18 protein-coding genes and 6 tRNA genes are annotated in these 23,287 nt (G+C 61.4%); 3 read left to right on the top strand and 21 right to left on the bottom strand.

Annotation, left to right across the window (positions count from 1 at the left end):
* Positions 1 to 71: 71 nt before the first annotated feature.
* The 10 genes from N5J73_RS07620 to N5J73_RS07575 all read right to left on the bottom strand — a co-directional run bounded on the left by N5J73_RS07620 (position 72) and on the right by N5J73_RS07575 (position 12,483).
* Positions 72 to 1,238, bottom strand: a complete 1,167-nt coding sequence (locus N5J73_RS07620; protein WP_279940777.1) for a hypothetical protein — start codon at positions 1,236 to 1,238, stop codon at positions 72 to 74.
* A 6-nt stretch (positions 1,239 to 1,244) separates the two neighbouring features.
* Positions 1,245 to 1,964, bottom strand: a complete 720-nt coding sequence (locus tag N5J73_RS07615) for a hypothetical protein (protein ID WP_279940775.1) — start codon at positions 1,962 to 1,964, stop codon at positions 1,245 to 1,247.
* Between the two features lie 13 nt (positions 1,965 to 1,977).
* The gene (locus N5J73_RS07610) at positions 1,978 to 3,417 is read right to left on the bottom strand and encodes a hypothetical protein (RefSeq protein WP_070426724.1); all 1,440 of its coding nucleotides are present in this window, start codon (positions 3,415 to 3,417) and stop codon (positions 1,978 to 1,980) included.
* Positions 3,414 to 5,504 carry an AAA family ATPase gene (locus N5J73_RS07605; protein WP_070426723.1) on the bottom strand — a complete coding sequence of 697 codons (2,091 nt, stop codon included), beginning with the start codon at positions 5,502 to 5,504 and terminating at the stop codon, positions 3,414 to 3,416. Before N5J73_RS07605 ends, N5J73_RS07610 begins: the two co-directional genes overlap by 4 nt.
* A gap of 17 nt (positions 5,505 to 5,521) precedes the next feature.
* Positions 5,522 to 9,151, bottom strand: a complete 3,630-nt coding sequence (gene brxC / locus N5J73_RS07600; protein ID WP_070426722.1) for a BREX system P-loop protein BrxC — start codon at positions 9,149 to 9,151, stop codon at positions 5,522 to 5,524.
* Positions 9,152 to 9,179: 28 nt separating this feature from the next.
* Positions 9,180 to 9,755 (bottom strand): BREX protein BrxB domain-containing protein, encoded by a 576-nt coding sequence (locus N5J73_RS07595; RefSeq protein WP_049450111.1) that lies wholly within the window; start codon positions 9,753 to 9,755, stop codon positions 9,180 to 9,182.
* Complete coding sequence (locus N5J73_RS07590) at positions 9,736 to 10,524, bottom strand: DUF1819 family protein (RefSeq protein WP_049450114.1); 789 nt, start codon at positions 10,522 to 10,524, stop codon at positions 9,736 to 9,738. The genes N5J73_RS07595 and N5J73_RS07590 overlap by 20 nt, the downstream gene beginning before the upstream one ends.
* 2 nt (positions 10,525 to 10,526) lie before the next feature.
* Positions 10,527 to 11,027 carry a BrxE family protein gene (locus N5J73_RS07585; RefSeq protein WP_032968954.1) on the bottom strand — a complete coding sequence of 167 codons (501 nt, stop codon included), beginning with the start codon at positions 11,025 to 11,027 and terminating at the stop codon, positions 10,527 to 10,529.
* A 62-nt stretch (positions 11,028 to 11,089) separates the two neighbouring features.
* Entirely contained in the window at positions 11,090 to 12,004 is a 915-nt protein-coding gene (locus tag N5J73_RS07580) for a WYL domain-containing protein (RefSeq protein WP_004146413.1), read from the bottom strand.
* Between the two features lie 388 nt (positions 12,005 to 12,392).
* Positions 12,393 to 12,483: transfer RNA gene (locus N5J73_RS07575), tRNA-Ser, on the bottom strand.
* Between the two features lie 164 nt (positions 12,484 to 12,647).
* Between N5J73_RS07575 and N5J73_RS07570 the strand changes: the two genes are divergently transcribed.
* On the top strand, positions 12,648 to 13,352 hold the full coding sequence (locus tag N5J73_RS07570; RefSeq protein WP_005408277.1) for a PP2C family serine/threonine-protein phosphatase: 705 nt from the start codon (positions 12,648 to 12,650) through the stop codon (positions 13,350 to 13,352).
* Positions 13,353 to 13,421: 69 nt separating this feature from the next.
* On the opposite strand, the gene dnaQ is transcribed toward N5J73_RS07570, so the two are convergent.
* The 3 genes from dnaQ to N5J73_RS07555 are packed head-to-tail and all read right to left on the bottom strand — an operon-like array spanning position 13,422 to position 15,268.
* A complete protein-coding gene (gene dnaQ, locus N5J73_RS07565; RefSeq protein WP_049444039.1) occupies positions 13,422 to 14,153 on the bottom strand; it encodes a DNA polymerase III subunit epsilon in 732 nt (243 codons plus the stop codon).
* A gap of 4 nt (positions 14,154 to 14,157) precedes the next feature.
* The gene (rnhA, locus tag N5J73_RS07560) at positions 14,158 to 14,610 is read right to left on the bottom strand and encodes a ribonuclease HI (protein WP_032129326.1); all 453 of its coding nucleotides are present in this window, start codon (positions 14,608 to 14,610) and stop codon (positions 14,158 to 14,160) included.
* Between the two features lie 13 nt (positions 14,611 to 14,623).
* Entirely contained in the window at positions 14,624 to 15,268 is a 645-nt protein-coding gene (locus N5J73_RS07555) for a methyltransferase domain-containing protein (RefSeq protein WP_049444037.1), read from the bottom strand.
* An 11-nt stretch (positions 15,269 to 15,279) separates the two neighbouring features.
* On the opposite strand from N5J73_RS07555, the gene gloB reads away from it, so the two are divergent.
* Together gloB and N5J73_RS07545 are read left to right on the top strand one after the other, a co-directional pair.
* A complete protein-coding gene (gene gloB / locus N5J73_RS07550; RefSeq protein WP_049444035.1) occupies positions 15,280 to 16,044 on the top strand; it encodes a hydroxyacylglutathione hydrolase in 765 nt (254 codons plus the stop codon).
* Positions 16,041 to 17,240: a lytic transglycosylase domain-containing protein gene (locus tag N5J73_RS07545; RefSeq protein WP_049444033.1), complete on the top strand. Its 1,200-nt coding sequence runs from the start codon at positions 16,041 to 16,043 to the stop codon at positions 17,238 to 17,240. The genes gloB and N5J73_RS07545 overlap by 4 nt, the downstream gene beginning before the upstream one ends.
* A gap of 211 nt (positions 17,241 to 17,451) precedes the next feature.
* Here the strand turns inward: N5J73_RS07545 and N5J73_RS07540 are convergent, their stop codons facing one another.
* The 8 genes from N5J73_RS07540 to lon form a co-directional block, all read right to left on the bottom strand.
* Entirely contained in the window at positions 17,452 to 19,407 is a 1,956-nt protein-coding gene (locus N5J73_RS07540; RefSeq protein ID WP_049444031.1) for a peptidyl-prolyl cis-trans isomerase, read from the bottom strand.
* A gap of 181 nt (positions 19,408 to 19,588) precedes the next feature.
* A tRNA-Asp gene (locus tag N5J73_RS07535) sits at positions 19,589 to 19,665 on the bottom strand.
* A gap of 106 nt (positions 19,666 to 19,771) precedes the next feature.
* Positions 19,772 to 19,848: transfer RNA gene (locus N5J73_RS07530), tRNA-Asp, on the bottom strand.
* Between the two features lie 87 nt (positions 19,849 to 19,935).
* A tRNA-Asp gene (locus tag N5J73_RS07525) sits at positions 19,936 to 20,012 on the bottom strand.
* Positions 20,013 to 20,096: 84 nt separating this feature from the next.
* A tRNA-Asp gene (locus tag N5J73_RS07520) sits at positions 20,097 to 20,173 on the bottom strand.
* Positions 20,174 to 20,199: 26 nt separating this feature from the next.
* Positions 20,200 to 20,274 (bottom strand) — tRNA-Val (locus N5J73_RS07515).
* 11 nt (positions 20,275 to 20,285) lie between these two features.
* Entirely contained in the window at positions 20,286 to 20,558 is a 273-nt protein-coding gene (locus N5J73_RS07510; protein ID WP_004146343.1) for an HU family DNA-binding protein, read from the bottom strand.
* A gap of 217 nt (positions 20,559 to 20,775) precedes the next feature.
* Complete coding sequence (lon, locus tag N5J73_RS07505) at positions 20,776 to 23,226, bottom strand: endopeptidase La (RefSeq protein ID WP_049448003.1); 2,451 nt, start codon at positions 23,224 to 23,226, stop codon at positions 20,776 to 20,778.
* Positions 23,227 to 23,287 lie beyond the last annotated feature (61 nt).

The following is a 23,287-nucleotide window of genomic DNA, read 5'->3' as shown; positions in this document are numbered from 1 at the left end:
TCTCACTGCCCGGACTACTGAGGCCAACTCTTGCTCCTTTTCAGAGCTTGCCAATAATCTCAAGAAGATCGTCACGCGGCTTTCTCCAATACGTAAGCGGCGGCTTCGACCATCGCGTCGTCCATCACGCCATGCCCCAGGTCGGCCATGACTACTGGCTTGGCAATACCCAAGGCCACCTGCTCACGCCACTTCTGGAAACTGGAGAGGAAGAAACAAGTGCGCGAGGTGATGGCGCCGATGCGACCGCCGGGGCGCAGCAGTTCCAGGCCACGCTCCACCATAATGGCCAGCAAATCGTTCTTGCTGCGCGGATAGGCTTTGGCGAGTTGATCCTTGGTCTTGGCAGCCAGCGCGCCAAACGGTGGATTCATCACCACCACATCAAACACTTCTCGGCACAGATCGATGAGCCGCAAGCCCTGTAGCGCATCCTGCGCAAATAGGCGCCCTTGGTACGTCGACTTTGCCGCCTGGGCAAACTCAGTAAGTGCCTCGCGTAGTCGCTCCTCCGCTTGCTGCCAGTTCTCCTGCTCCTGCACAGCAAACAGGCCGGTGCCTTTGCCCACATAGACCTGCCGAATCAAATGCGGCAACTCGCGCTCGACCTGGAGCAGCACTCCGAGCTCCGGCAGGCCCTTGAGCAGTCGCAGGGTCTTCTCGAACAGCTCGGCGTCGCGCTGATCGAGGTTGGTCACGAACTGCTGGCGCAACTCACGCTCTGCCGGCGGTGCAATCGCGGCCACCACATGCCCCCGCCCGATCAGCGGGCGGTCTTTGGCTTTGACACCGGCATCGTGCCAAGCACGCTGTGCCCGCAGCCATAACGCCAATGAAGCGATTTGCGCGGCACGCGGGTCGATATCCACGCCATAGATGTTGTGTTCGATGATCAGGCGCGGCACATCTCGCAGAAATGCAGCCTCATCTTCGTAGGTCTGGCTCATTGGCTTGAGTGCAGCCTGGGGTTGGGTCGAAACATCCAGCGAGCCGGGGCCGTGCTGCTGCTCCCAGGCCCAGGCCTCGCGATAGATCTCAGCGAACAGGTCAAATGCATACAGACCAAAGTGCATGGAGCCGCAGGCCGGGTCCAGCAGCTTCAGCGTGCGCGGATCGCGCAGCTTGGTAGCGGCCTGGCGCATTTCGTCGGGCTTGACCAGCAGGTACTGACAATGCTCGCGCAGATCGGTATCGCCTCCCGTGGCGTTGAACCACAGCCGACCCAAGGTGTTGTCCACCAGGAACTAGACCACGTAGCGCGGCGTGAAGAACTGGTTGCGTACCGCCAGCTCGCGGCTGTTACGCGGCGCCTGCGACGCATCGCGCATCGCCTTGCGCTCTTCTTTGGAGTTGAAGTACTGGTAGATCCAGCCGATGGTTTCGTCCTCGCTCCATAGCGGGGCGATGTCGGCATCGTTGATCAGGTTGAGCACCTGCAGCAGCGCGGCTTCGCGCGGGAACAGGCGACCCTGCGGTGAGTAGCGGTCGAATAATCCAGGCAAGTCCTGGCTCAGCTCATCGAACACACTGAACAGGTAGGTGCGATAGGCATCGCCGGTTTCGCCCAGGCCGGTGCCAGCCAGCCGGGCGTAGAGCTGAAAGCCCTTGGCCTGGAAGCCGTTGCCGACCGACTCAACCAGTAGGCCACGCGCCTCCGCCATGCGCAGCGCCGCCAGGCGGTTGAGCACGGTAAAGGCTTGCTCGCGGACGATGCGGTCCAGCCCCTGGGTAGCATTCATGTCGCCACTAGCGGTGTAGTGGGCCAGGGTGTCGCGCAGGATGCGGGCGGATTCGCGCTGGGCGTCGTTGATATGGCGCAAGCTGGCTAGCTCCGCCACGGTGCCCGCGTTCGGGTCCATGCCATAGTCGTTCTGCAGCTGGCGGGTGAATTCCTCTTCCAGCACCCGGCGCGCATCGTTGACGAAGCGCTGGAGGCGGTTTCTTGTTGTTTGGTCGAAGGCCATGTATGCCTGTCTCTTAGAAGTCAGCGGAGAGCTGCTGCTCTTTTTTCTCGATGAATTTCACAGCACGCCAGCCGGTCTTACCCTGCTTGTTGGTACGCCGAATGGCCTGACAGGTGACGTCGTATTGCACCTCAGGAGTAAAGGTCTCTGCCATCTCTGGGGCGACGAAGACGTCATCTCGGCTGGTGCTGATGAATGCAAATGTTTTTCCCTCCTGCCTATTCAAAGTGCCGCTAAAAATTTCAAACAGGCCAGGAATGGTTTGAACCTCTGATATTCGCCAATCCAGAGCTTGGCCTTCAACCTCTGCACGCCCAATCTCCACTACAGTACCTGGCAACAAGCTTGCCACTGTGGGAAACTTTTTATGCAAAAGCCCGAGGCCGGTAGCGGCGCCGGTCGCTATATAGCTGAGCCCCTTTTCTGCATTGATGTGGTCAATGACACCGCGAGTGTAGGTAAGGTTTTGTCGGTCCAGTTGTTGAAGCAATGCACGTGCACTGGACTCAGCTTTCGGCAGCGGCTGTAGAGAGTTATTGGCGAGTGCGTCTTGATACCAGTCACTGGTAAGCAGTTGATGCAGTTCCTGGGGCACCTTATAGGCGTGCTTTTCCCTGTACTGCAGTGCCAGGTTCGCCTGTAGTGCTGCCTCATTGAAACGGCCCGCAAGCGCGAGGCGCTGTGCCAAATGGATTCGAACCCTTGCGACTTCCTGCTCCTCCCGAGCCAGCTGGGTTGCATGGGCATAACAAGTCAACGCATCCTGTGGGTGCTCAACTTCCAGGATCTCGCCTAGTAGCGCCCATGGCCAAGCCGCGCGCGACTGTCGACGTAACACTGGCGTCAATCGCTTGATCGCAAGGTCTGGCTCGCCGTTGGCCAGGTGCAGTTTGCTCTGGTAGTAGTTGAGCCATTGGTCGTTTGGCTCATTCTTTAGCGCTTGTTCCAAAACGCCAAGACCCCACTCATTCAGCGTCGGATCCGACTGAGGATCGACAGCCTTAGCCACTGTCTCACGACAGACGGCACGTATGAAGCGTTTATACAAACTATCTACAGTCTTTCCTGCCTCATTGACGAAAGGCTTCTTGTCCTCTTCTGAAAAACTTTCGTTTCCCACCCAGCGGGCAAAAAGAAGAAATTCAGACCAATCCTTGGATGCCTTCCCCGCAAGGCGAAGAAATTGTGAAAAAGCACTATCGCCACGCAGTGCGTCAGCCATGTGCGAGAACTCGCGCATGTCCGGTGACAGTTGGCCAGATAACGCCGCAGGAGATAGCTGCTTTGTCTCGTAACGATCGACGATTTCTTTTACATGGTCATACAGCGCCCATGCGTAGGCTCGAAGAAACCATACGTCAGCATTGTTTTGGGGGTACTCCGACCTGGCCAAATCCAGGGCTTCTGCATGCCGTTTTTGCTTGCGAAGTGCAAAGATTTCACTGGAGCTCACTGGTTTTCCTCTTTTTGCGCCGTCATCAAGCGCTGTACTTCCTCATAGAGGCCGTGGCTACTGCCTGGGCCGCCGACTTCCTGAGCAGCCGTCCAAGTAAAGGCGCCGTCGTAAGTGAAATCAATCTCACCTTTGCGACAAGCATCAGCAAAGCTCAATCGCAGCCGATACGGCATCGACTTTTGACCGATACGTTGAATTCCCGATTCGGCAATAGCTTTATCCAGACCATCCAGAAACTCTTGTATGAACTGGCTTGGCTGCTCCGTGCTGGATTTGGCAGCCAGCACACCAAGCGATGTGAGCGCATCCTCCGCCAATTGACTATCTGATAAGGCGCCAGGAACAGATCCAGAGCGACTGACCTGTAATTTGCCATTGTAGTAATACTGAACTACGGCGCGTTTGCCATTGCGCGAAAGGGTGTAGCGCTCGCAATACTGCAAGTGCTGCAACTGTTCAATTTCGATGCCTTGAGCCCCCCACACCAGGCGTAACTGCTGATGGGTTTTCATCAAGGGGGCAATAGCGGGTGTGAACGAAAGCCTCTGCCAGTCTGGATCAGTCATGAGCTCCTGAAGTCCAGCCTTTTCAGGTTTTTCAGACGCGCCTGATGAGCCAGTCCAGGCGATGTCACCGGTGGGTGTGAAGTCAGGGGGATTCACGATGATCAGTTTCTTGGCTGCTCGCGTGATGGCCGTATAAGCCCAACGAAAGAACGATGCATTGCGAGAGCCCCTGCCGGACCCGAAGTCAACAAGGACAGTATTCCATTCCCCGCCCTGCGCCTTGTGACAGGTCATGGCATAGCCGTACTTGACCTGGAGCGCGTTGAAGTACGGGTCGTCACGGATAACTTTGCGGAATTCAGCCGACTTTGGATGCAGGTCAGGGTGGCGCTTTCGAAAATCTACCAAAAGCGCCCGCTGCTCCAACGGGGTCAATTCACGGTTAGGCGAATCTAGCAAGTTCTCTAGTACCAGGCAGTTTGTCTGGATGACGCTGCCATCCGCATCACGAAAAGCAACGGTGATATTGCGGAACCACAACTCAACATGGTGGCCTCCCTTGAGATTTACTGGCACACGTTGTGCGTCTGCTCCCACCTCTATGACCTTGACCAGATCGCCATTGCTGAGTTCGTGCGTTGTTGAGTTTTTGTTTATTAACAGCGTTTCGCCCACCTGGATAGGCAGACTGGCATCGCCCCAACGACGATCTCTGATGTTACGGTTGTAGTCCAGCGCATTGGCGTTAGAGTGCACGACTGCGACGTTAGAAGTTTTTGTCTGCAACCATTGAACGACCAGATCGACGGCTCTTTGGGCATCTACCTGTTCAATATCCTGTCCATTGGGCTGCAGTGAAAATTTATTGAACCGCTCGGCCAGCATCGCGTCGCGCAACTCCGTCGCGCGGTCGAGAATGGCACTGCCCTGCGCCTGACGCATGACATTTTTCAAATCGAACGAATCCACCTTCAACTTGAATTGCTCACTCAGATACGCATCTGACAAGGCCGGTGACGCATTTTCTCCAACCGGAGGTAGCTGCGCAGGATCGCCGACGAAAAGCAGCTTGGTAAGGTGATTCTTTGTGCGACCTGATCTGTTCATTCGGGCAAAGGTCACGATATCCAGGAGCAATCGGCCTGAACCGAACTGCATGAAATCACCGTGATTCTCCTTATCTCCAACCATTGACGATTCGTCGATCACAAACAAGGAAACAACCGGTTCTTCCTCCTTCAACGGGAAGATCATCCGCATCCCCGGGTCGTTAGCCGTCTCGGCCCCTTCATTCACCTCCAAATTGGTAAGCATGTAAATCGCCCGATGGATAGTCGACCCTTCGTATCCAGAGTTTCCAGTGATTTGCTTGATCTTGTTGCCCAGAATTCGGGCTGCCCGGCCTGTCGGTGCCAGGAGGCTGCAGGAAAGGTTCATCTCCTCTAGAGTTTTGACCAGTTGGGCAACAAGTGTGGTCTTACCAGTGCCTGCACTGCCACGCAGGACAAAAGCATCTCGAGTGTCATCAAGAAGAAAGGTTCTAATGGCATCCAGCGCGGCGGACTGCTCTCCGGTCAATTGTATTTCCATGCAGCTCACGCGCCCTGACCATGCATCACAAAGTTGATTTCCGCCTCTACATAAAGGCCAAGCTGTGCCTTGATTTCCTGTAGCTGTTGGATCAGCGCATCAATGTCCGCAGCCGACGTCATCGTCACGGGAATCGCGATCGACTTTGTCAGCTTGGCCGGACCTTCTTCTCCGTTTTTGACGCGTTCTTCCTCCATGCGCTGGCGCAGACGTTCCTGGCCCTGCCGCTGGATCGACCGCTTAAGATCGTCGAGGGTGCTGTTGATGTCGTAGTCGCGAGCCAGCAGTTTCTTAAGTCCGGCCAGATCCTGGGTGGCTGACAGAGCAAGCCCATCCAACCGGTTCACGGCGTTGCCGCGCTCCTCCTGGGTGAGTTCTTCCCACTCAGTGATGCGCTGCAGATCCTCGACCCCTTCCTTCAAACGCAGCTTTTGCTGATCGGAGAGCGTGATGACCGCATCGCGCAAACGGCCCTTCAGATGGGTTAGCTGCGAATTGAAGTCGGTGGTGTGTTTGTAGAAGTCTTCTTTGCCCAAGCGCTCTGACAGGGTTCCCAAGTCTTCGGCAAGTTCGCGGCGCAGCTCTCCTGGCACGCCAGTGTCCGGCAAGGCTTCGATGTCGCGACGATGAGCTTGCAAGTCACGCAAGGTAGCGTCGAGCCCATTGTCGAACGCTCGCTTCACTTCCAGCGCCCACTTGAGATTGTCGTAAATGGCGGAGGTTTCGGCACCCAGACGCTGTGGAGCATCTGACGCATCTGTAAACAGAACATCGGCAATGTCCTGGTTCAAAGTACGGATGCGTTCGCTACCCGCCAGCCCAAGGCCGCTGAGCTTTTCAGCCAAGGAGCCGTAATCGTGCTGGAAGCGCGTGAAGTGCTTGGCCGCCGCCTTGCTGATCTCTTGCTCAAGCGGGATCACCATGTCACCGACCAGTTCAGTGAGCCGCTCTGCCGCCCGACCGAGCGTTTCGATGGACGGGCGCTCGTCGCGCAGGGCCACGCCGATCTGCTTGAAGGAGTTGTTGGTCTTCAGGGCATCGATGGCCTGTTGCCCAGCGGCCGTGACTTCGCGTCCCGAGACCTTGAGCTTGATCTCTCCAGCCATAAGCATGGCCGCGACGATGTAGCGCGTGGTGTCCGGCGACCAGCCGAACGGGGCGCTGCTGAAGTCGTCGAGCAGGCGCTTGCCATCGACCGTGCCGCGCTTGTCGATGTAGTCGCGGATGCTGATCATCGCTTTATGGTCGGTTTTGAACGAGGCACGACCGGCCACGGTTTGCACCAAACCGAGCGGGTCCAGCGCGCTGCTGATGGCCGCGGGGTTGGCGACCTTCAGGAATTTCTCGGCGGTGTCGGTTCCGGCACGTACTGGGGCTTCTACGTACCGGTCGAACACCTGGTCAGCAACGTCGGAGAGCAGCTTCTTGGCGGCCTCCAGCAAATCAGCATCCAGTGCCGACACCGCCGTGGCCTGGCCGCGGAACACAAACGAGCCGGCTTGCAGAGTTTGTTTGATCTTGCTCTGGAGCTGGGTCGCCAGCTTGGCAGCACGGTCGAGCTGGCCGGTGCAGTAGTCCTTTACCTCTTGGTCGGGCTCGTTGCGGTGCAGCTCGGCAATGCGCTGACAGCGATAGATTTCGTTCGCCAGATCGTCGAGTTCGGAATTTGCGCGAGCCAAGAGCCCGATGACGTTTCGACCCGCCCGGCTGCGGGAATCATCCAGCATCCGGTTCTTGGCGGTGTCGTAGTCACTGGCTGGCACCAACTCAACAACGGTTTGGATGGTGCTCTGATCACCGGCCAGGCTGGTGATGGCGCTGCCGGCCTGGACCTTCAGGCCCGTTGCGACGGCCATCGTGCCGTGGAGGCTGACGCGAGGCAGCGGATCGAAGGACTCGCGCAGCGCATCGTTGAAGATGCGCTTCACATCCACGGTGCGCAACGCAATCGCGCCTCGCTCCTGCTCGATATCCCGCAGCTTCTCGCTGAGGAACACGAGGTTGCCATCTTTCTCGCCGAGCGGCACATGCACATCGTTCAGCATCTCTTCGACGGCTTTCTTGACCGTGTCGAGCTGCGAAGGTGCCGTGACGGAGGGATGCATCAGGCTGGCGACGTTCTGCACCGAGACTGGCAAGTTGCCGAGGATCTGCAACACGGCGACGGACTTGGCGATGTCCTGATGTAGCTGTGAATCCGGGAAGCGAATCTGCACTTTGCCGACCGCCTGGTGGATGGACGTGAAGGCACGGCGAATGTCCTTTTCCAGTTCGTCGTACAGCGTCACCGTGGTGGCCAGCCAGCCCACGGGCTGATCGGCCATGGCCTTGGAACCGCCTTCACCTTTCAGGACATCCTGAATTACCTTGATCGCAGAGCGTAGACCGATGCCGCCGGTGGACTTTGCGAGCGCGCCGAGTAGGTGCAGCAGGATGTCGAAGTGCGCCGGCAGGAACGGGTAGAGATTGGTGAAACTCTCTTTGCTGAAGTCTGCGTCGTAGTACTTAGCGTCCTGCAGCTTGGTGTTGTGTCGCAGCGCCTGACCATGGGCATCGAAAAGCTTGCCAAGCTCGGTCTCGCCCGCTGGCGATTTACCGAGCAGACGGCGGTAGCAAATCTCTTTGATGTCGCTCGATTCAAGGTCGATCTGAATCGGGAAGCGGTCTTTCAGCTTGTAGAGCTTGTCGGAGTTCAGCGCGGCGCGCGGGTCGTCTTCCGTCAGCGTCTGCTGCGCGGTAGAGATGATCCAGGCCTTGCCGTCGCCCAGCCTCTTGAGGTTCTTCGCCAGGCCATCAAGGTTGAGGATCAGGTTGTCGCGTGAGGCCACGTACTGGCCGACTTCGTCGACGATGAAGATGATGTTCTGCTTACCACTCTTCTCGCGGACGATGTCGATCATCTCTTGCACGCGCTGGTCTTCGAACTGGAAGAAGCCTTCGGTGCTGGACGAGAATGACTTGGCCTCCGGGAAGAGTGCCGGGTACATCTCATGGGCGATTTTCGGGATCAAGCCGTCGATGGCCAGTGGGTTGTTCTGCACGCGAGCCCAGGTGGCACCTGGCAGCGCCTGGGCGATACGCTCATGGAGTTCGGGCGTGCGACCGTCCTTCTCGACCATGCGCTCAAAAGCGGCAACCTTCAGGTTGCGCGAGTAGCCAGCCCACTGCAGTACCTTGAAGTAGAGGACGGTGGAGACGTCTTCCATCGTGGCGCCAGCGAGCATTTCACTGGCGAGGTCCAGCATGACCACTGCAGCCGGGAAGCGCTTCGCTACAGTGCTGAGGAGCGCCTTGGTCTGTGGCTTGTGCAGGCGGTCTTGCAGGTAGTTGATGAACGGCGTGCCGTCGATGGTGCGCTGATCATCAAACGCCAAGCCGAGATACTTGGTGAACGAGCTCTTACCGGAGCCGTAGAAGCCAGAGACCCAGACGCCCACCTCATTTTCGCCACCGGACTCCATCGCAAGCTGCATGCGATCGAGGAGCTTGCGGAACTGCTCCTCAATACTCTCGGTGACCACGTATTCAGAGATCTCAGCCTTGAGGCGGCCTTCTTGCGAGGCGCCATAGGTGATGACCTTTTCGATGGTCCGGTAGATGTCCTTGCTTGGATCGAAGAGTGAGCGAATGGTCATAGGTTTGTCCCAGGGTTCTTTTGTCTGTTCAGCCGCCGACGTGGACGGAGCGGTAATTGCCGTCTTCCGGGTAGAAGCCGAGAAACTTCAGGCGTGTCTTGCCGGTTCGCACGCCGGGGTACAGAAAAATCGTCGGTACGTGAAACTTGCCCTGGAGCTGGCTTTCGATGGCGCCGATGCGCATAAACGGATGCAGTGCCTCAAGATCCGTTACCAACAGCAGCGCGTTCTGCTGGGCTTCGAGCGGCTGCAGGGCATCCTCCAGCCGCTTCAGCAGGCCGTTATCCGCCGTCAGGATGTCCGCCAGCGCCTTGTTGGTACGTGGCCAATCCAAGGGCGCTGACTTGTCCTCCATCACGCACAGCGACCAGAACGGGTCGTCTTTCAGTAGGGCCCAGATCTGTTCAGCGATGGAGAACGTGTGCACGTCCCAGCCTTCCTGGTGCAGCTTGGCCACCCAAGCGGGCGTTTGCCGCTTCACCTCGAGGATCTGCTCTGGTGGGAAGACAAGGTAATAAATCGGCTCGAAGCTCGCATGGCCAAGCTCGCGCCCGTGCCGGATGCGCTCGCGCAACTCGTCGAAATCAGCCTTGAGTGAGGACATCGCAGAGCGCCTCCATGTCTTGTTGTTTCCAGCTGATGCGGATCACGTCGCCAGCAGCCTGGACGATGAGCAAACCCTTCAGCGAGAGTCGTTTGATTTCTTCCAGCACGTCTTCGCGCGCCAAGCCAAATAACTGCCAGTCTTCGTGAGTCAGCAGGGCGTTATCACCGACACAGGAAAAATGCAGTTCGTAGGCCAAGTACGCGGCCACGGCTGGCGAAATACGGAACGGCAGGATGCGACGGCTTGAGCGCAGTCCACGTTCGAGCATTCCGTAGTCGGCGCAGCATCCGGTCAGATAGGCGGAGACACGCCGTACAGTGGTTTCCGACCAGCGCTTGATGGTCTTGCCGTCATCAATGCCGCGCTCGACAAAGGTCCGCGCGTCTTCATTGGTGATCTGTGTGTATCCACCGGCGTATCGAGCCCAGTAAACATGGCGCACGAAGTCGCCAAGGATCGGGTTGGCCCGACTCGTAAAAACGAGCATGAGCTGCGTCAGGTCAGCCGTGGATATCGTTGCGGACAGCCGCTTGAGATGTGCTGCTGGTGCACCACCTGCCACGAGATAGCGTGGAGCGAAGCATTCGACGACGATGTTGCGAAGTCGGCGCGCGGTAACGGTGGGGAATCGACCCGATTCCAGTGCGACCTGATGCAACTGGTTCGCCGACATGCCAGGCGACCACAGGTCGAGCAGCGTCTTGGTTTCGTTGACGAGCCCAAGGCCTGCTTGCAACTGAGTCGTGTAGGGCGTGTTGTCGGCCACGATCACCCCACCAGATACGGATAAGTTTTGGCGTTCTGTGTGAACGCCGATAGATAGGCCGCAGCGATAGCCTTCAGTGTGTCGGTGGAATCGAGATCCTTGATGCCCCCGACCGCCGTTGGACCCACGCTGGAAGTGCCGCCCGTGGCAGCCAATCGCTTCAACGCATCAAGCGCAGCCTCTTTGCTTTGTGGCGCCTGGCTGGCGAGTTCTTCTCCCACGCTACTTTGCACGGTCGCGTGCAGGTCTTGCTCGACCTCTTCGGGCAACCGGAACAGGTGGTAGCTACCCACGCTCAAATGCTCGTCGTGCAATCGTCTGGCTGCTTCCAGCACACCGTGGTACTGAGCGAGGCGAGACGTTTTCGAGAAGACCGGCTCCAGGAAGAGCTTGTTTGATGCCTCATAGAACGCCGTTGGCCACCAGGCGTACTGAGCACGCTCGCCAAGGAAGCCGACAAGCATCCTCATCTGCAGCAATGTCGGTAGGTAGGATTCTTTCATCTCAATTCTCGTCATTCGTTTGTTCTACCGACGCGACCGGCGCCGGCAGTGGTAGCTATTGTTCAGTCACATTCCGCTCCTGCTCGGGCCGCATCCAAGGGTGCATACCCTGGTGCCAGCACGGCGTTCTTGACGCCGTACAAGGCCAAGTGGTCCTTCAGCCATAGTCTGTACTCCGGCCCACGAAGGCTGTGGTCTGCGGTGCAGTCGACGCTCCACTTGCGCAGGATGTAGCCGGCAGTCGCTGCCCGAAGCTTCATCTTCACCATGCCGCCAGTCATGCCGTAATCCATCTCCGCGATCTCGGGACGGGGTTGATTGGGGTGCGGCACCAACTCCAGTTCCACGATCCTGGTCCACTGGATGTCCTGATCACTCATCTCGTGGGGCGCCACTAGCTGCGCCTTAAGCGCCACGGGGCACTTGATCCGGTTAATGACGAAATCCCGGAATTCCTGCGATTTGCGGTCGAAGGCGCGGACGAGCCAGCGCAAGCCGTTGTCGATCAACGCGAACGGGACGATCTCCCGCTCGGTGCGACCACTGGAGATGGAGCAGTACTCAATGCCGAGCGGACACTCCTGGTGGATCGCCCGGGTCACGCTCGCTAGCACGTCCAGATCCGGATGCGCGAGCCGTGACGGGCTCTCGCTCATCACCCATGCCTTGAGCCGCATAGGCTCACCGTCGCCAAAGCCCTGGGTCAACCACGACAGCACCCGCTCCGGAGGGAAGTCGAAGATGGGCTGGAAGTCCGGCCCCAATACGTAGGACTTGACCTTGGAGTCGTAGTCGATGTTGCCCGAGGCCAACTCCTTGTACAGCGCCAAGTCCCTGGATGCGGCGGCGGACTGGATGCCAAACCGCGTGACCAAGTCCTGACGGCGTATCTCCCCGATGAAGCGCACGCGCAATTCCACGAACGCGAGACGATCGCGCTGTGGCTGGGTCAAATCTGTGAAGCGTTCGTTCATCATCCGTGTGCACCCGGAAAGATCGCACATCCGGGTCAGCAATTCCTTGTGGATCCATCGGTGAAAGCCTGCTATCCATCAGCAACTACCCGGACACTAGCATGATGATCGCACAAGGGTTGCATTTTGATAACCATCTTCCTTCGAAGCCCATCTCTACCTGAATAAGCTCGACTAGCGGCCATCAGGCCACAACAGGTATCAAGATTAGCTGCCATAAGCACTGGCATGCGAACGCTTTGACCAGCAAGGCCGATGCGCGCCGCTTATAGGCTCCAAGATGTCCAGAATGGTCCAGCAGCAGCCAGCTTCCCATGGCATACCAGATGGCATACTAGCTAAGCCAGAAATGAAAAAAGCCCTTGAAACTCAAGGGCTTAGTTCAATTATCTGGCGGAGAGGGGGGGATTCGAACCCCCGAGGCGCTATAAACGCCTGCCTGATTTCGAGTCAGGTACATTCAACCACTCTGCCACCTCTCCGGGTGGTCCCCGGCGGACCGGGGACGCGCATCATACGAGGAAGTGAGGCCGACGACAAGTCATTCCGGCAAACGAAGTGAAAATTTCCTGAGCGCATGCCTTGCCGGATGCGTGCAGCCACCCGATGATGCCTGTCTCCCCAGCAACACCCCGCCCCAGCCCCCATGATCGAATTCGGACACCTCACCCACCCCGGCATGCGCCGCGAGCTCAACGAGGACACCTACTACGGTGACAGCGAGCTGGCCCTGTGGCTGGTGGCCGATGGCATGGGCGGGCACGCCTGCGGCGAAGTGGCCAGCGCGCTGGCGCGCGAAACCATCGTGCGCGAAATCCGCCGCGGCGCGCCGCTGGCGCAGGCCATCCGCACCGCGGACGAAGAGATCATCCGCGCCTCGCGCCGTCGCAATGACACACTGCCGATGGGCACCACCGTGGTCGCTGCGCGCGTGCAGGGCAACCGCTATGAAGTGGCGTGGGTCGGCGACAGCCGCGCCTACCTTTGGCGCGACGGCCAACTGGCCCAGCTCAGCCAGGACCACAGCGTGGTGCAGGAACTGGTCGCGCAGGGCAACCTGACCGCCGAACAGGCGCGTGCGCATCCGCATCGCAACGTGGTCACCCAGGCACTGGGCGTGACCGATCCGGCGCATCTGAACGTGGCCACCACCAGTGGTGAGCTGCGCCCCGGCATGCAGCTGCTGCTATGCAGTGACGGCCTCACCGAGGAAGTGGACGACCGCGGCATCGCCCGCACCCTCGCCTTCGAGGATGCCAGCGCACAGGAATGCGTGGACACGCTGGTCGCGGCCGCGCTCGACGGCGGCGGGCGCGACAACATCAGCGTGATCCTGGTGCGCTGCCATTAACCGGTAGATCCACGCCATGCGTGGATACGGCACTGCCGGCCCGCGGCGCGCACCACCCCATCCCGGGCATTACGCGCTGGCGGGTTCTTCCACCTTCGGGCCATCCCACAGCGCGTGGCCAGCCTTTTTGCGCAGCCGCTCCAGTCGCGCGGCATGCGCTTCCAGTTCCGACGGCGTGGCCACCACGCGTGGGCGCGGCAGCAGCTTGCTGGTATCGAAGGCATGCAGCGCCGCACCGGCGCCACCGCCATCGTCATCGCCCAGGCCGAAACCGATTTCCTCCTGGCCCGAGGTCAGCGCGATATAGACATCGCCCAGGATCTGCGCATCGAGCAGGCCGCCATGCAGTGCACGGTGCGAGTTGTCCACGCCCAGCCGCTTGCACAGCGCATCCAGCGAATTGCGCTGGCCCGGGAAGCGCTCGCGCGCCATCACCAGGGTATCGATCACGGTGCAGCGGTCGGTGATCTTCCCGTACTGCGGCCCGAGCAGCGACAGCTCGTTGTCGAGGAAGCCGAGGTCGAACGCCGCGTTGTGGATGATCAGCTCGGCGCCATCGATGAAGGCCAGGAACTCGTCGGCGATCTGCGCGAAGTCCGGCTTGTCATCGAGGAATTCCAGGGTCAGGCCGGTGACTTCCTGCGCGCCCTGTTCGAACTCACAGTCGGGCTTGATGTACTGGTGATAGTTGTTGCCGGTCGGGCGGCGCTTGAACAGCTCCACGCAGCCGATTTCGACGATGCGGTTGCCCTTCTTCCACTCCAGGCCGGTGGTTTCGGTATCGAGGATGATCTGACGCATGGGCTCAGTTTACCGGGCTGGCGTCGCGGATCTGGATCGCCGCGTTGCGGGCCAGGGTGTCCACCCGCTCATTGTCCGGATCGCCGGAGTGGCCTTTCACCCACCGCCAGTCGATCTGATGCCGCAGCGTGGCCGCCTGCAGGCGCTCCCACAGCTCACGGTTCTTCACCGGATCGCCGCCGGCGGTCTTCCAGTTCTTGCGGATCCAGCCCGGCATCCACTGGGTCAGGCCCTGCCGCACGTACTGCGAATCGGTATAGAGCACGATGTTGCACGGCTCGGTCAGCGACTCCAGCCCGGAAATGGCCGCCATCAGTTCCATCCGGTTGTTGGTGGTGTGGGCCTCGCCACCGCTCAGTTCGCGCTCGTGGCCCTTGTAGCGCAGCAGCGCAGCCCAGCCGCCGGGGCCGGGATTGCCAAGGCAGGAACCGTCGGTGTGGATTTCGATGGTTTTCAATACAACTCCAGAATCAGGTAGCTACGGTGCCGTGCCAGCGCACCGGCAGCGGTTTCGGCCCAGGCAGGGCCAGCGTGCGTTTTTCCGCATGGAACAGGCAGGCCGCGCGCAGCGGCGCCCAGCCTGCGGGGCGGGGACTGCCCTCGCCGCGCCAGAGCGGGCCCAGGTAACGCATATCGTCGCACTCCAGCCCATGACGGCTGAGCAGCAGGCGGATCCGCTGCGGCGTGCGCACCACCAGCCCATGCTGGCGCCAGCGCGTGCGATACGGGCTGAACGGATTGAGGCTGCTCAGCCACAGATGGCCGCCCGGCATCAGAACGCGTTCGCACTCGTCGAGGAGCCGGTCAGCATCGGTCGCGGTGACATGCTGCAGCACGATCGCATTGACGCTTTCATTGGCCAGCGGCAATGGCAGCGCACAACGGGTGTCGCCGGCATAGCCCTGCCCCTGCCGGAACAGGCGCAGACCGCGCCCGCCCAGCTGTGCATCGTCCAGCCAGGCCGCACTTGGTGCGATCCACAGCCAGGGCTGCGCCGGCAGCGCCGACAGCTGCGGCAGCAGCAATTGCCGCTCCAGCACGCGCAAGGCCTCCGCCGGTTCAGTGTCGAACCACGGGGTCTGGCTCGCTTGACGGGTGCTCTGCAGCGCGGGCATGGTCCAATTCTATGCGACTGACTGCCCTGCCCGCATTTGCGGATAACTACATCTGGACGCTGATCGACAACGATGGCGCCGCCGTGGTCGTTGACCCCGGTGACGCCGCGCCGGTGCTCGCGCTGGCCGATCAGGGCCTGCACGTGGACACGATCCTGCTTACCCATCACCACGACGACCACATCGGTGGCGTGCCGGCATTGCAGGCACGTTTCCCCGGCGTGCGGGTTGTCGCGCCGGTCGAAGAACGCATTCCCACCGCAACCGAGCGGGTCGGCGAAGGTGAACGCGTTCAGGCACTGGGCCAGACGTTCCACGTACTATCCGTGCCCGGGCATACCCGCAGCCACATCGCGTTTCACACTGCTGAACATCTTTTCAGCGGAGATTCGTTGTTCAGCCTGGGCTGTGGACGCCTGTTCGAAGGTACGCCGTCCCAGCTGCTGGCATCGATGCGCAAGCTGGGCGCCCTGCCCGCGCAACTGCTGCTTTGTTGCGCTCATGAGTACACCGTGTCAAATGCCGTCTTCGCGCGGCATGTCGACCCCGCCAACGCTGCCTTGTGGCAGCGCCAAGAGGAGGCTTTGGCCATGCGCCGCGATGACCGTTCCACCCTGCCGGTAACCCTGGCCAACGAATTCGACTGCAATCCCTTCCTGCGTGTGCACGCGGCGCCTATCCGTGCGTCGGTGTCGGCACACCTGGGCCGTGACGTCGTGGACGACGTCGACGTGATGGCCGGTCTCCGGCACTGGAAAGACGGCTTCCGCGCATGATGCGCCGAAGTCTGCCGCTGGCCCTGGGCCTTGTCCTGGGGTTGGCCGGAACCGCGGGCGCGCAGTCGCTGGGCGCTGGCATCAGCCAGAACCTGACCGCCGCTGCGGCCCTGCCGCTGGACGCTTCAGCGCTGCCCGCCGCTTCGGTGCGCAACGGCCAGGAGATCTTCACCAGCTTCCGCGACGGCCTGGCCGAGCCCAGCTGCGATGCCGAGGCCACCAGCCCCCGCTGGCAGAAGCAGTTCGCCCACGCCCCCTCGCGCCTGGCCAACCAGGATGACGATGCGCTGGTGCTGTTCGGCTATGTGGTCGAAGAGCTGCGCAAGGCCAACCTGCCCACCGAATTCGCGCTCATTCCCTTCGTGGAAAGCGGCTATCGGCCCAATGCCCGCAACGGCAGCGGCCCGACCGGCCTGTGGCAGTTCATCGCCACCACCGCACGCAACCATCGCGTACCGATGGCCAACGGCTACGACGGCCGCCTGTCGGCGGTTGATTCGACCCAGGCCGCGGTGCGCTACCTGAAGACCCTGCACGGCATGTTCGGCGGCGACTGGCGCCTGGCCACCATGGCCTACAACGCCGGCGAGTACCGGGTGCTGCAGTCCATGCGCAAGGCCGGCATGAACGCGCAGAACGCCAAGCCTTCGGCATTGCCGGGCCTGTCGCCGGTCACCCATGCCTACGTCGAGAAGCTGCACGCCCTGGCCTGCGTGCTGGAAGACGTGGAAGACCAGCCGGGCGTGATGGCCTCGCTGGACCGCACCGTGCCGGTGCTGAAGGACCACACCCTGCCCGCGGGCACCAGCGTCCAGCAGTGGGCCGCACAGCGCGCCCTGGACCCGGCGAAGATCGCCCGCCTGAACCCCGCGCTGGCCTCGGGTGGCCGCGCCTCCGGCACCACCCGCGTGCTGGCCCCTGTCTCGGCTGCCAATGCGACGGTGGCGGACACTGCATCTGCCCTGGTCGCCAGCGCTGCGCCAGTCGCCACCGCGTCACCGACGCCACAGGTGGCCAAGACCGTCGCCGCGATCGCCGACCGTCCGCGCAGCCGCCGCCACACCGTGCGTGATGGCGAATCGGCCTGGACCATTGCCCGCCGCTACGGCATGCCGGTAAAGGCGCTGCTATCGCTGAACGGTCTGAGTGGCAGCAGCGTGCTGAAGCCGGGCGCGGTACTGCGCGTCGAAGACTGACGCGCAGGCCAGGCGCCTCCCGTGTAGAGCCGAGCCCATGCTCGGCTTTTTCATGTCTGTGCCTGGCAGATGCAGTCGAGCACGGCTCGACTCTACAAAAGGCGGTCGAGCAAGCTCGACCACTACCAAAGCTCAAGCGCGCCACAAACGAGGCGAAGGCACAAAAAAGGCCCGGCATTGCCGGGCCTTTTCGTACCTGCAGCCGGTGGGCTTACAGGTTCGCTTCGGTGGTCTGGACCACGAACTTCTTGCGCATCGCGTCGATGTAGGCCTTGGCCGCAGCCATGCCGTCGATCTGGCTCAGCTGGTCCTTCAGCTGCTTCTGCTGCTCGGCGGTCACTTCCTTGATGTCGCCCGGGTTGACCTTGTTCACGGCAAACAGCAGCGCGTGACCGTTGACGTCGACCTTGCCGTAGCTCGGCTTGCCCTCGGCCGGGACCGGTGCGCTGAAGATCGCGCGGTTGATTTCCGGGGTCGGCACCGGCTGGCTGCGCGGCAGGCCCGGCATCGGGCTCACCTGCAGCTTCTCGCTGGCGGCCAGAGACTGCAGGGTGGCACCCGCCTTCAGCTTGGCCAGCACGGCGTCGGCGGCCTTGTCGCTGGCCTGACGCTGGCGGTCGGCGCGGATCGCGGCGATCACCTGCTCACGCGCCTTGTCCAGCGGCATCGCCTGCTCCGGGGTATGCGCCGCCACGCGGATGACCACGCTGTGGTTGGTGGCACCGCCCAGGGCGATCGGGTCGCTGGCGGTACCGTCCTGCACCAGCACTTCAGAGAAGGCCGCACGCAGCACGGCCGGGTCAGTGGCAATACCGCTGGCGGTGGCACGGGTGATCGGACCCAGCGTCTGCAGCGGCAGGTTCACTTCCTTGGCGGCAGCGGCCAGGTCGCTCGGGCTCTTGTTGATGGCATCGACCAGACGACCGGCCAACTCGTTGAAGCCACGCTCGCCGTCGGCCTTCAGCTGCTCTGCGGCCAGCGTGTCACGCACTTCCTCGAACGACTTGCCTTCGCCACCACGCACCGCGGCGACCTTGATGATGTGGTAGCCGAAGTCGGTCTTCACCGGACCGATCACGTCACCCGCCTTGGCGGCGAACAGAGCGTCCTCGAACGGCTTGACCATCGCGCCACGCTCGACCCAGCCCAGATCACCGCCCTGGTTCTTCGAACCCGGGTCTTCCGAGTTGGCCTTGGCCAGCGCCGCGAAGTCGGCACCCGCCGCCTTGGCTTCGGCAGCGATCTTGTTCGCCTTGGCTTCAGCGCCGTCACCGGTGATCAGGATATGGGCAGCCTGGCGCTGTTCCGGCGAGGTGAACTTCGCCTTCTCGTCTTCATAGCGCTTGCGCAGGGTCGCTTCGTCAGCCGCGATCGGTGCCGGCAGATTGGCGCCGTTGATCTCGACGTATTCCAGCGACACGCTCTCGGCCTGACGGAAATCCTTGCCGTGGCTGTCGTACCACTGCTTGATCTGCGCGTCGGTGACCGGCGCGGTATCGGCCGGCACTTCCGGCAGCGCGGCCAGTTCGACGTCACGGGTTTCGCCCAGCAGCTTCAGCAGACGCTCGGTCTCGGACTGGGTGACAAAGCCGGAGTTCTGCAGGCCCGACGGGATCACCGACTGCTGCAGGCTCTCGCGCACCAGCTCCTGGAACTGGGTCGGGGTGCGCGGCGGATTGCCACCGGCCAGGGCCAGGCGGTAGTTGTTCTCGTTGAACTTGCCATTCGAATCGAGGAAGGCGGGGATGGTGGCGATGTACTCACGCACCGCGCCATCGCCGACCACAACACCGGCCTGCTCGCCGACCAGGCGCACGACCTGTTCGTCGATCAGCTGGTCGAGCACGGCCAGCTTGTTTTCAGTGCTTTCGAACGCGCGCGGGTCGAAGTTCTCACCCTGCTGCTGGCGCTCACGCATGCGCTCCTGCTCGAAACGGGTGCGGAAATCCTGCGCGCTGATCTCGTGGTGCTGCCACAGCATGCGCACCGGCCACCACGACGGCGCCGAACGCCACCAGGTCGGCGGCGCGGAAACCTTGGCCACGTTCTGTGCGCCAACGCCACCGAGGTAGCTGTTGTCGATCACGAACAGGAACGGAATCATCAGCAGCCCCAGGATCACGGTGACGATCCAGCCTGAGGTCTTGTCGCGGAGTTTCTGCAGCATGGTGAGAATCACAAGGCCTGATTGGCGAGCCCGGCAGTGTAACCCGCTTCGCCGCAGGGACCAAAAGCAGCACCGGCGCGGCCTGCGCCGATCTTCGCGGACCTGCGCCATCAGCACATCGGCAGGCCTGCGGCACGGCACAAAGAAAAAGCCCCCGGCTTGCGCCGAGGGCTTTTAAAGTTGGCGGAGCGGACGGGACTCGAACCCGCGACCTCCGGCGTGACAGGCCAGCATTCTAACCAGCTGAACTACCGCTCCGCGCTTGAACTTTGCAGGCGCCCAGTATATCCGAAGACTCTCTGGAAACCCAGCCCGATGAACACTTTTTTCAAAGTTTTTTCACAGGGACTTAAGAATTCTGCAATGGCGGAGCGGACGGGACTCGAACCCGCGACCTCCGGCGTGACAGGCCAGCATTCTAACCAGCTGAACTACCGCTCCGTTCTTGCAAAAACCCTTTCGCCTTCTTCCCGAACCCGTCGGTGAGAAGACAAGGCCCCCAGCTTTCGGCCGGGGGCCTCGATGTAATGGCGGAGCGGACGGGACTCGAACCCGCGACCTCCGGCGTGACAGGCCAGCATTCTAACCAGCTGAACTACCGCTCCGCATTGTTGCTTTTTTTGTCTTCCAGCCGGCTTGGACCGGGAAGAAAACAAAGCCTCCAGCTTTTGGCCGGAGGCCTCGTTGAATGGCGGAGCGGACGGGACTCGAACCCGCGACCTCCGGCGTGACAGGCCAGCATTCTAACCAGCTGAACTACCGCTCCACACTCAAACTTTTACCGCGGTGCTGTGGTGGGTGCTGAGGGTTTCGAACCCCCGACCCTCTCCGTGTAAAGGAGACGCTCTACCGCTGAGCTAAGCACCCCAGCGAGCCGCTTAGTTTACAGCATCCTTCAGGGCCTTACCAGCCTTGAACGACGGATTCTTCGAAGCAGCGATCTTGATGGTGTCGCCGGTCTTCGGGTTGCGGCCGGTGCGTGCAGCACGGTCGCGGACCTGGAAGGTACCGAAGCCAACCAGGGTGACCGCATCGCCGTCCTTCAGCGCCTTGGTGACGGCAGCAACGACGGCATCGACGGCGCGGCTGGACTCGGCCTTGGTCAGGTCTGCAGCTTCAGCAACGGCATCGATCAATTCGGTCTTGTTCATTCTCTACAACTCCTTTGGCGGTGGGTTCCGCTTATTCGACAGGGAAGCAACCGCATGCCTTCTGCATGCGGCCGCCATGTGGAAACGGTTCGCCGATTCAGTCATCGCTGACAGCGATCACTCATTCGCGAGTGCTGCTTTTATACCAGCGGCCCTACCCCCACGCAAGGTGAAAAGCCAGCAACGACGCGGGTTTCGGGCCATTGGACAGCGCGCGTCAATGCTTGACGCGCGCGCTTCCACTCGGTTTTGCCTTGCTGCGCACCGTGACGCGCTGCGCACTCTTGCGCGCCTTCTTCGGTGCCAGCGGACGCTCCAGCGCCAGGTCGAGGACTTCTTCGATGTACTTCACCGGCACGATCTTCAGATCGCGGGTGACATTTGCCGGAATGTCGGCGAGATCCTTGCGGTTCTCTTCCGGGATGATGACCGTGCGGATGCCGCCGCGCAGTGCGGCCAGCAGCTTCTCCTTCAAGCCACCGATGGCGGTGACACGACCGCGCAGGGTGATTTCGCCGGTCATGGCCACATCGGCACGCACCGGCACCTTGGTCAGCATCGACACCAGCGAAGTGACCATCGCCGCGCCGGCACTCGGGCCATCCTTCGGGGTGGCACCATCGGGCACGTGCAGGTGCACGTCGTGCTTCTGCAGGAAGTCGCTGTCGATGCCGAAGCCGACCGCGCGCGAACGCACCACCGACAGCGCCGCCGATGCCGATTCCTTCATCACGTTGCCGAGCTGGCCGGTCAGGATCAGCTGGCCCTTGCCCGGCACCAGCGTCGATTCGATCTGCAACAGGTCGCCACCGACTTCGGTCCAGGCCAGGCCGGTGACCAGACCGATCTCGTTCTCTTCCTCGGCGCGGCCGAAGTCGAAACGACGCACGCCCAGGTACTTGTCCAGGTTCTTGCTGGACACGCTCACCAGCGCCTTCTTCTTCGCACCCTTCTTCGCCTTCGCCGCCGGCTGCGGGCCGGCCAGCGCGATCTCCTTCACCACCTTGCGGCAGATCTTGGCGATCTCGCGTTCCAGGTTGCGCACGCCCGATTCGCGCGTGTAGTAGCGCACGATGTCCTGGATCGCATCACTGCCGATCTCCAGTTCTTCCGGCTGCAGGCCGTTGGCCTTGATCTGCTTCGGCACCAGGTAACGGGTGGCGATGTTGAGCTTCTCATCCTCGGTGTAGCCGGGGATGCGGATCACTTCCATGCGGTCCAGCAGCGGGCCCGGAATGTTGAGCGAGTTCGAGGTGGCCACGAACATCACTTCGGACAGGTCCAGGTCCACTTCCAGGTAGTGGTCGTTGAACGCGTTGTTCTGCTCCGGATCGAGCACTTCCAGCAGCGCCGAAGACGGATCGCCACGGAAGTCCATCGACATCTTGTCGATCTCGTCCAGCACGAACAGCGGGTTCTTGCTGCCGACCTTGTTGAGGTTCTGCACGATGCGGCCCGGCATCGAACCGACATAGGTGCGGCGGTGGCCACGGATCTCGGCCTCGTCGCGCACGCCGCCCAGCGACATGCGCACGAACTTGCGGTTGGTGGCCTTGGCGATGGACTGGCCCAGCGAGGTCTTGCCCACGCCCGGCGGTCCGACCAGGCACAGGATCGGGCCCTTCATCTGCTTCACGCGCGACTGCACCGCCAGATATTCAAGGATGCGTTCCTTGACCTTCTCCAGGCCGTAGTGATCGGCATCGAGGGTGTCCTGCGCGACCTTCAGGTCCTTGCGCACCTTGCTGCGCTTCTTCCACGGCACGCCCAGCAACCACTCCAGGTAGTTGCGCACGACCGCCGCTTCGGCCGACATCGGCGACATCTGCTTGAGCTTGTTCAGTTCGTTGCGCGCCTTGGCTTCAACGGCCTTCGGCATGCCGGCTTCGGCGATCTTGCGGGCCAGCTCTTCCAGCTCGCCCGGCGCGTCGTCCAGGTCACCCAGTTCCTTCTGGATGGCCTTCATCTGTTCGTTGAGGTAGTACTCGCGCTGGCTCTTCTCCATCTGCGACTTCACGCGGCCGCGGATGCGCTTCTCCATCTGCTGCACGTCGATCTCGCCATCGACCAGGCCGACCAGCATCTCCAGGCGGTCGCCCACGGCCAGCGTTTCCAGCAGGCGCTGCTTGTCAGCCAGGCGCACGCTGATGTGCGCGGCGATGGTGTCGGCCAGGCGCGCCGGCTCATCGATGCCCGACAGCGTCTGCAGCAGCTCCGGCGGCAGCTTGCGGTTGGTCTTCACGTACTGCTCGAACAGCGACATCAGCGAGCGGGCGATCGCCTCGACCTCACGTGCTTCGCGCTCGTCGGTGGCGTCGATCTCCACGGCCTGGCCGTGCAGCGAGCCGTTACGCTCGTCGACGTGGGTGACCTGTACGCGCGACAGGCCTTCGACCAGCACCTTGATGGTGCCGTCGGGCAGCTTCAGCAGCTGCAGCACCTGCGCCAGTGTACCGACCTGGTAGAGGTCGGCCGCATGCGGGTCATCGGTCTCGGCCGACTTCTGCGCCAGCAGCAGGATGCGCTTGTCCGATTCCATTGCCTGTTCGAGCGCGTGCATGGACTTGTCACGGCCGACGAACAGCGGGATGACCATGTGCGGGAACACCACTACGTCGCGCAGCGGCAGGACCGGCAGGTCGAGGGTTTCACTTGGGGAACGGGCCATGGGGGCTCCAGGGAAGGGGAAAACCGCCTCCGGGAGGGCATCTTCCGGAGACAAAAAAAGC

The organism is Stenotrophomonas sp. GD03654 (assembly GCF_029845105.1).
Taxonomy (GTDB): Bacteria; Pseudomonadota; Gammaproteobacteria; order Xanthomonadales; family Xanthomonadaceae; genus Stenotrophomonas; species Stenotrophomonas africana.
Note: the sequence above shows the minus strand (reverse complement) of the source record. Positions and strands in the feature narration are given on the sequence as shown.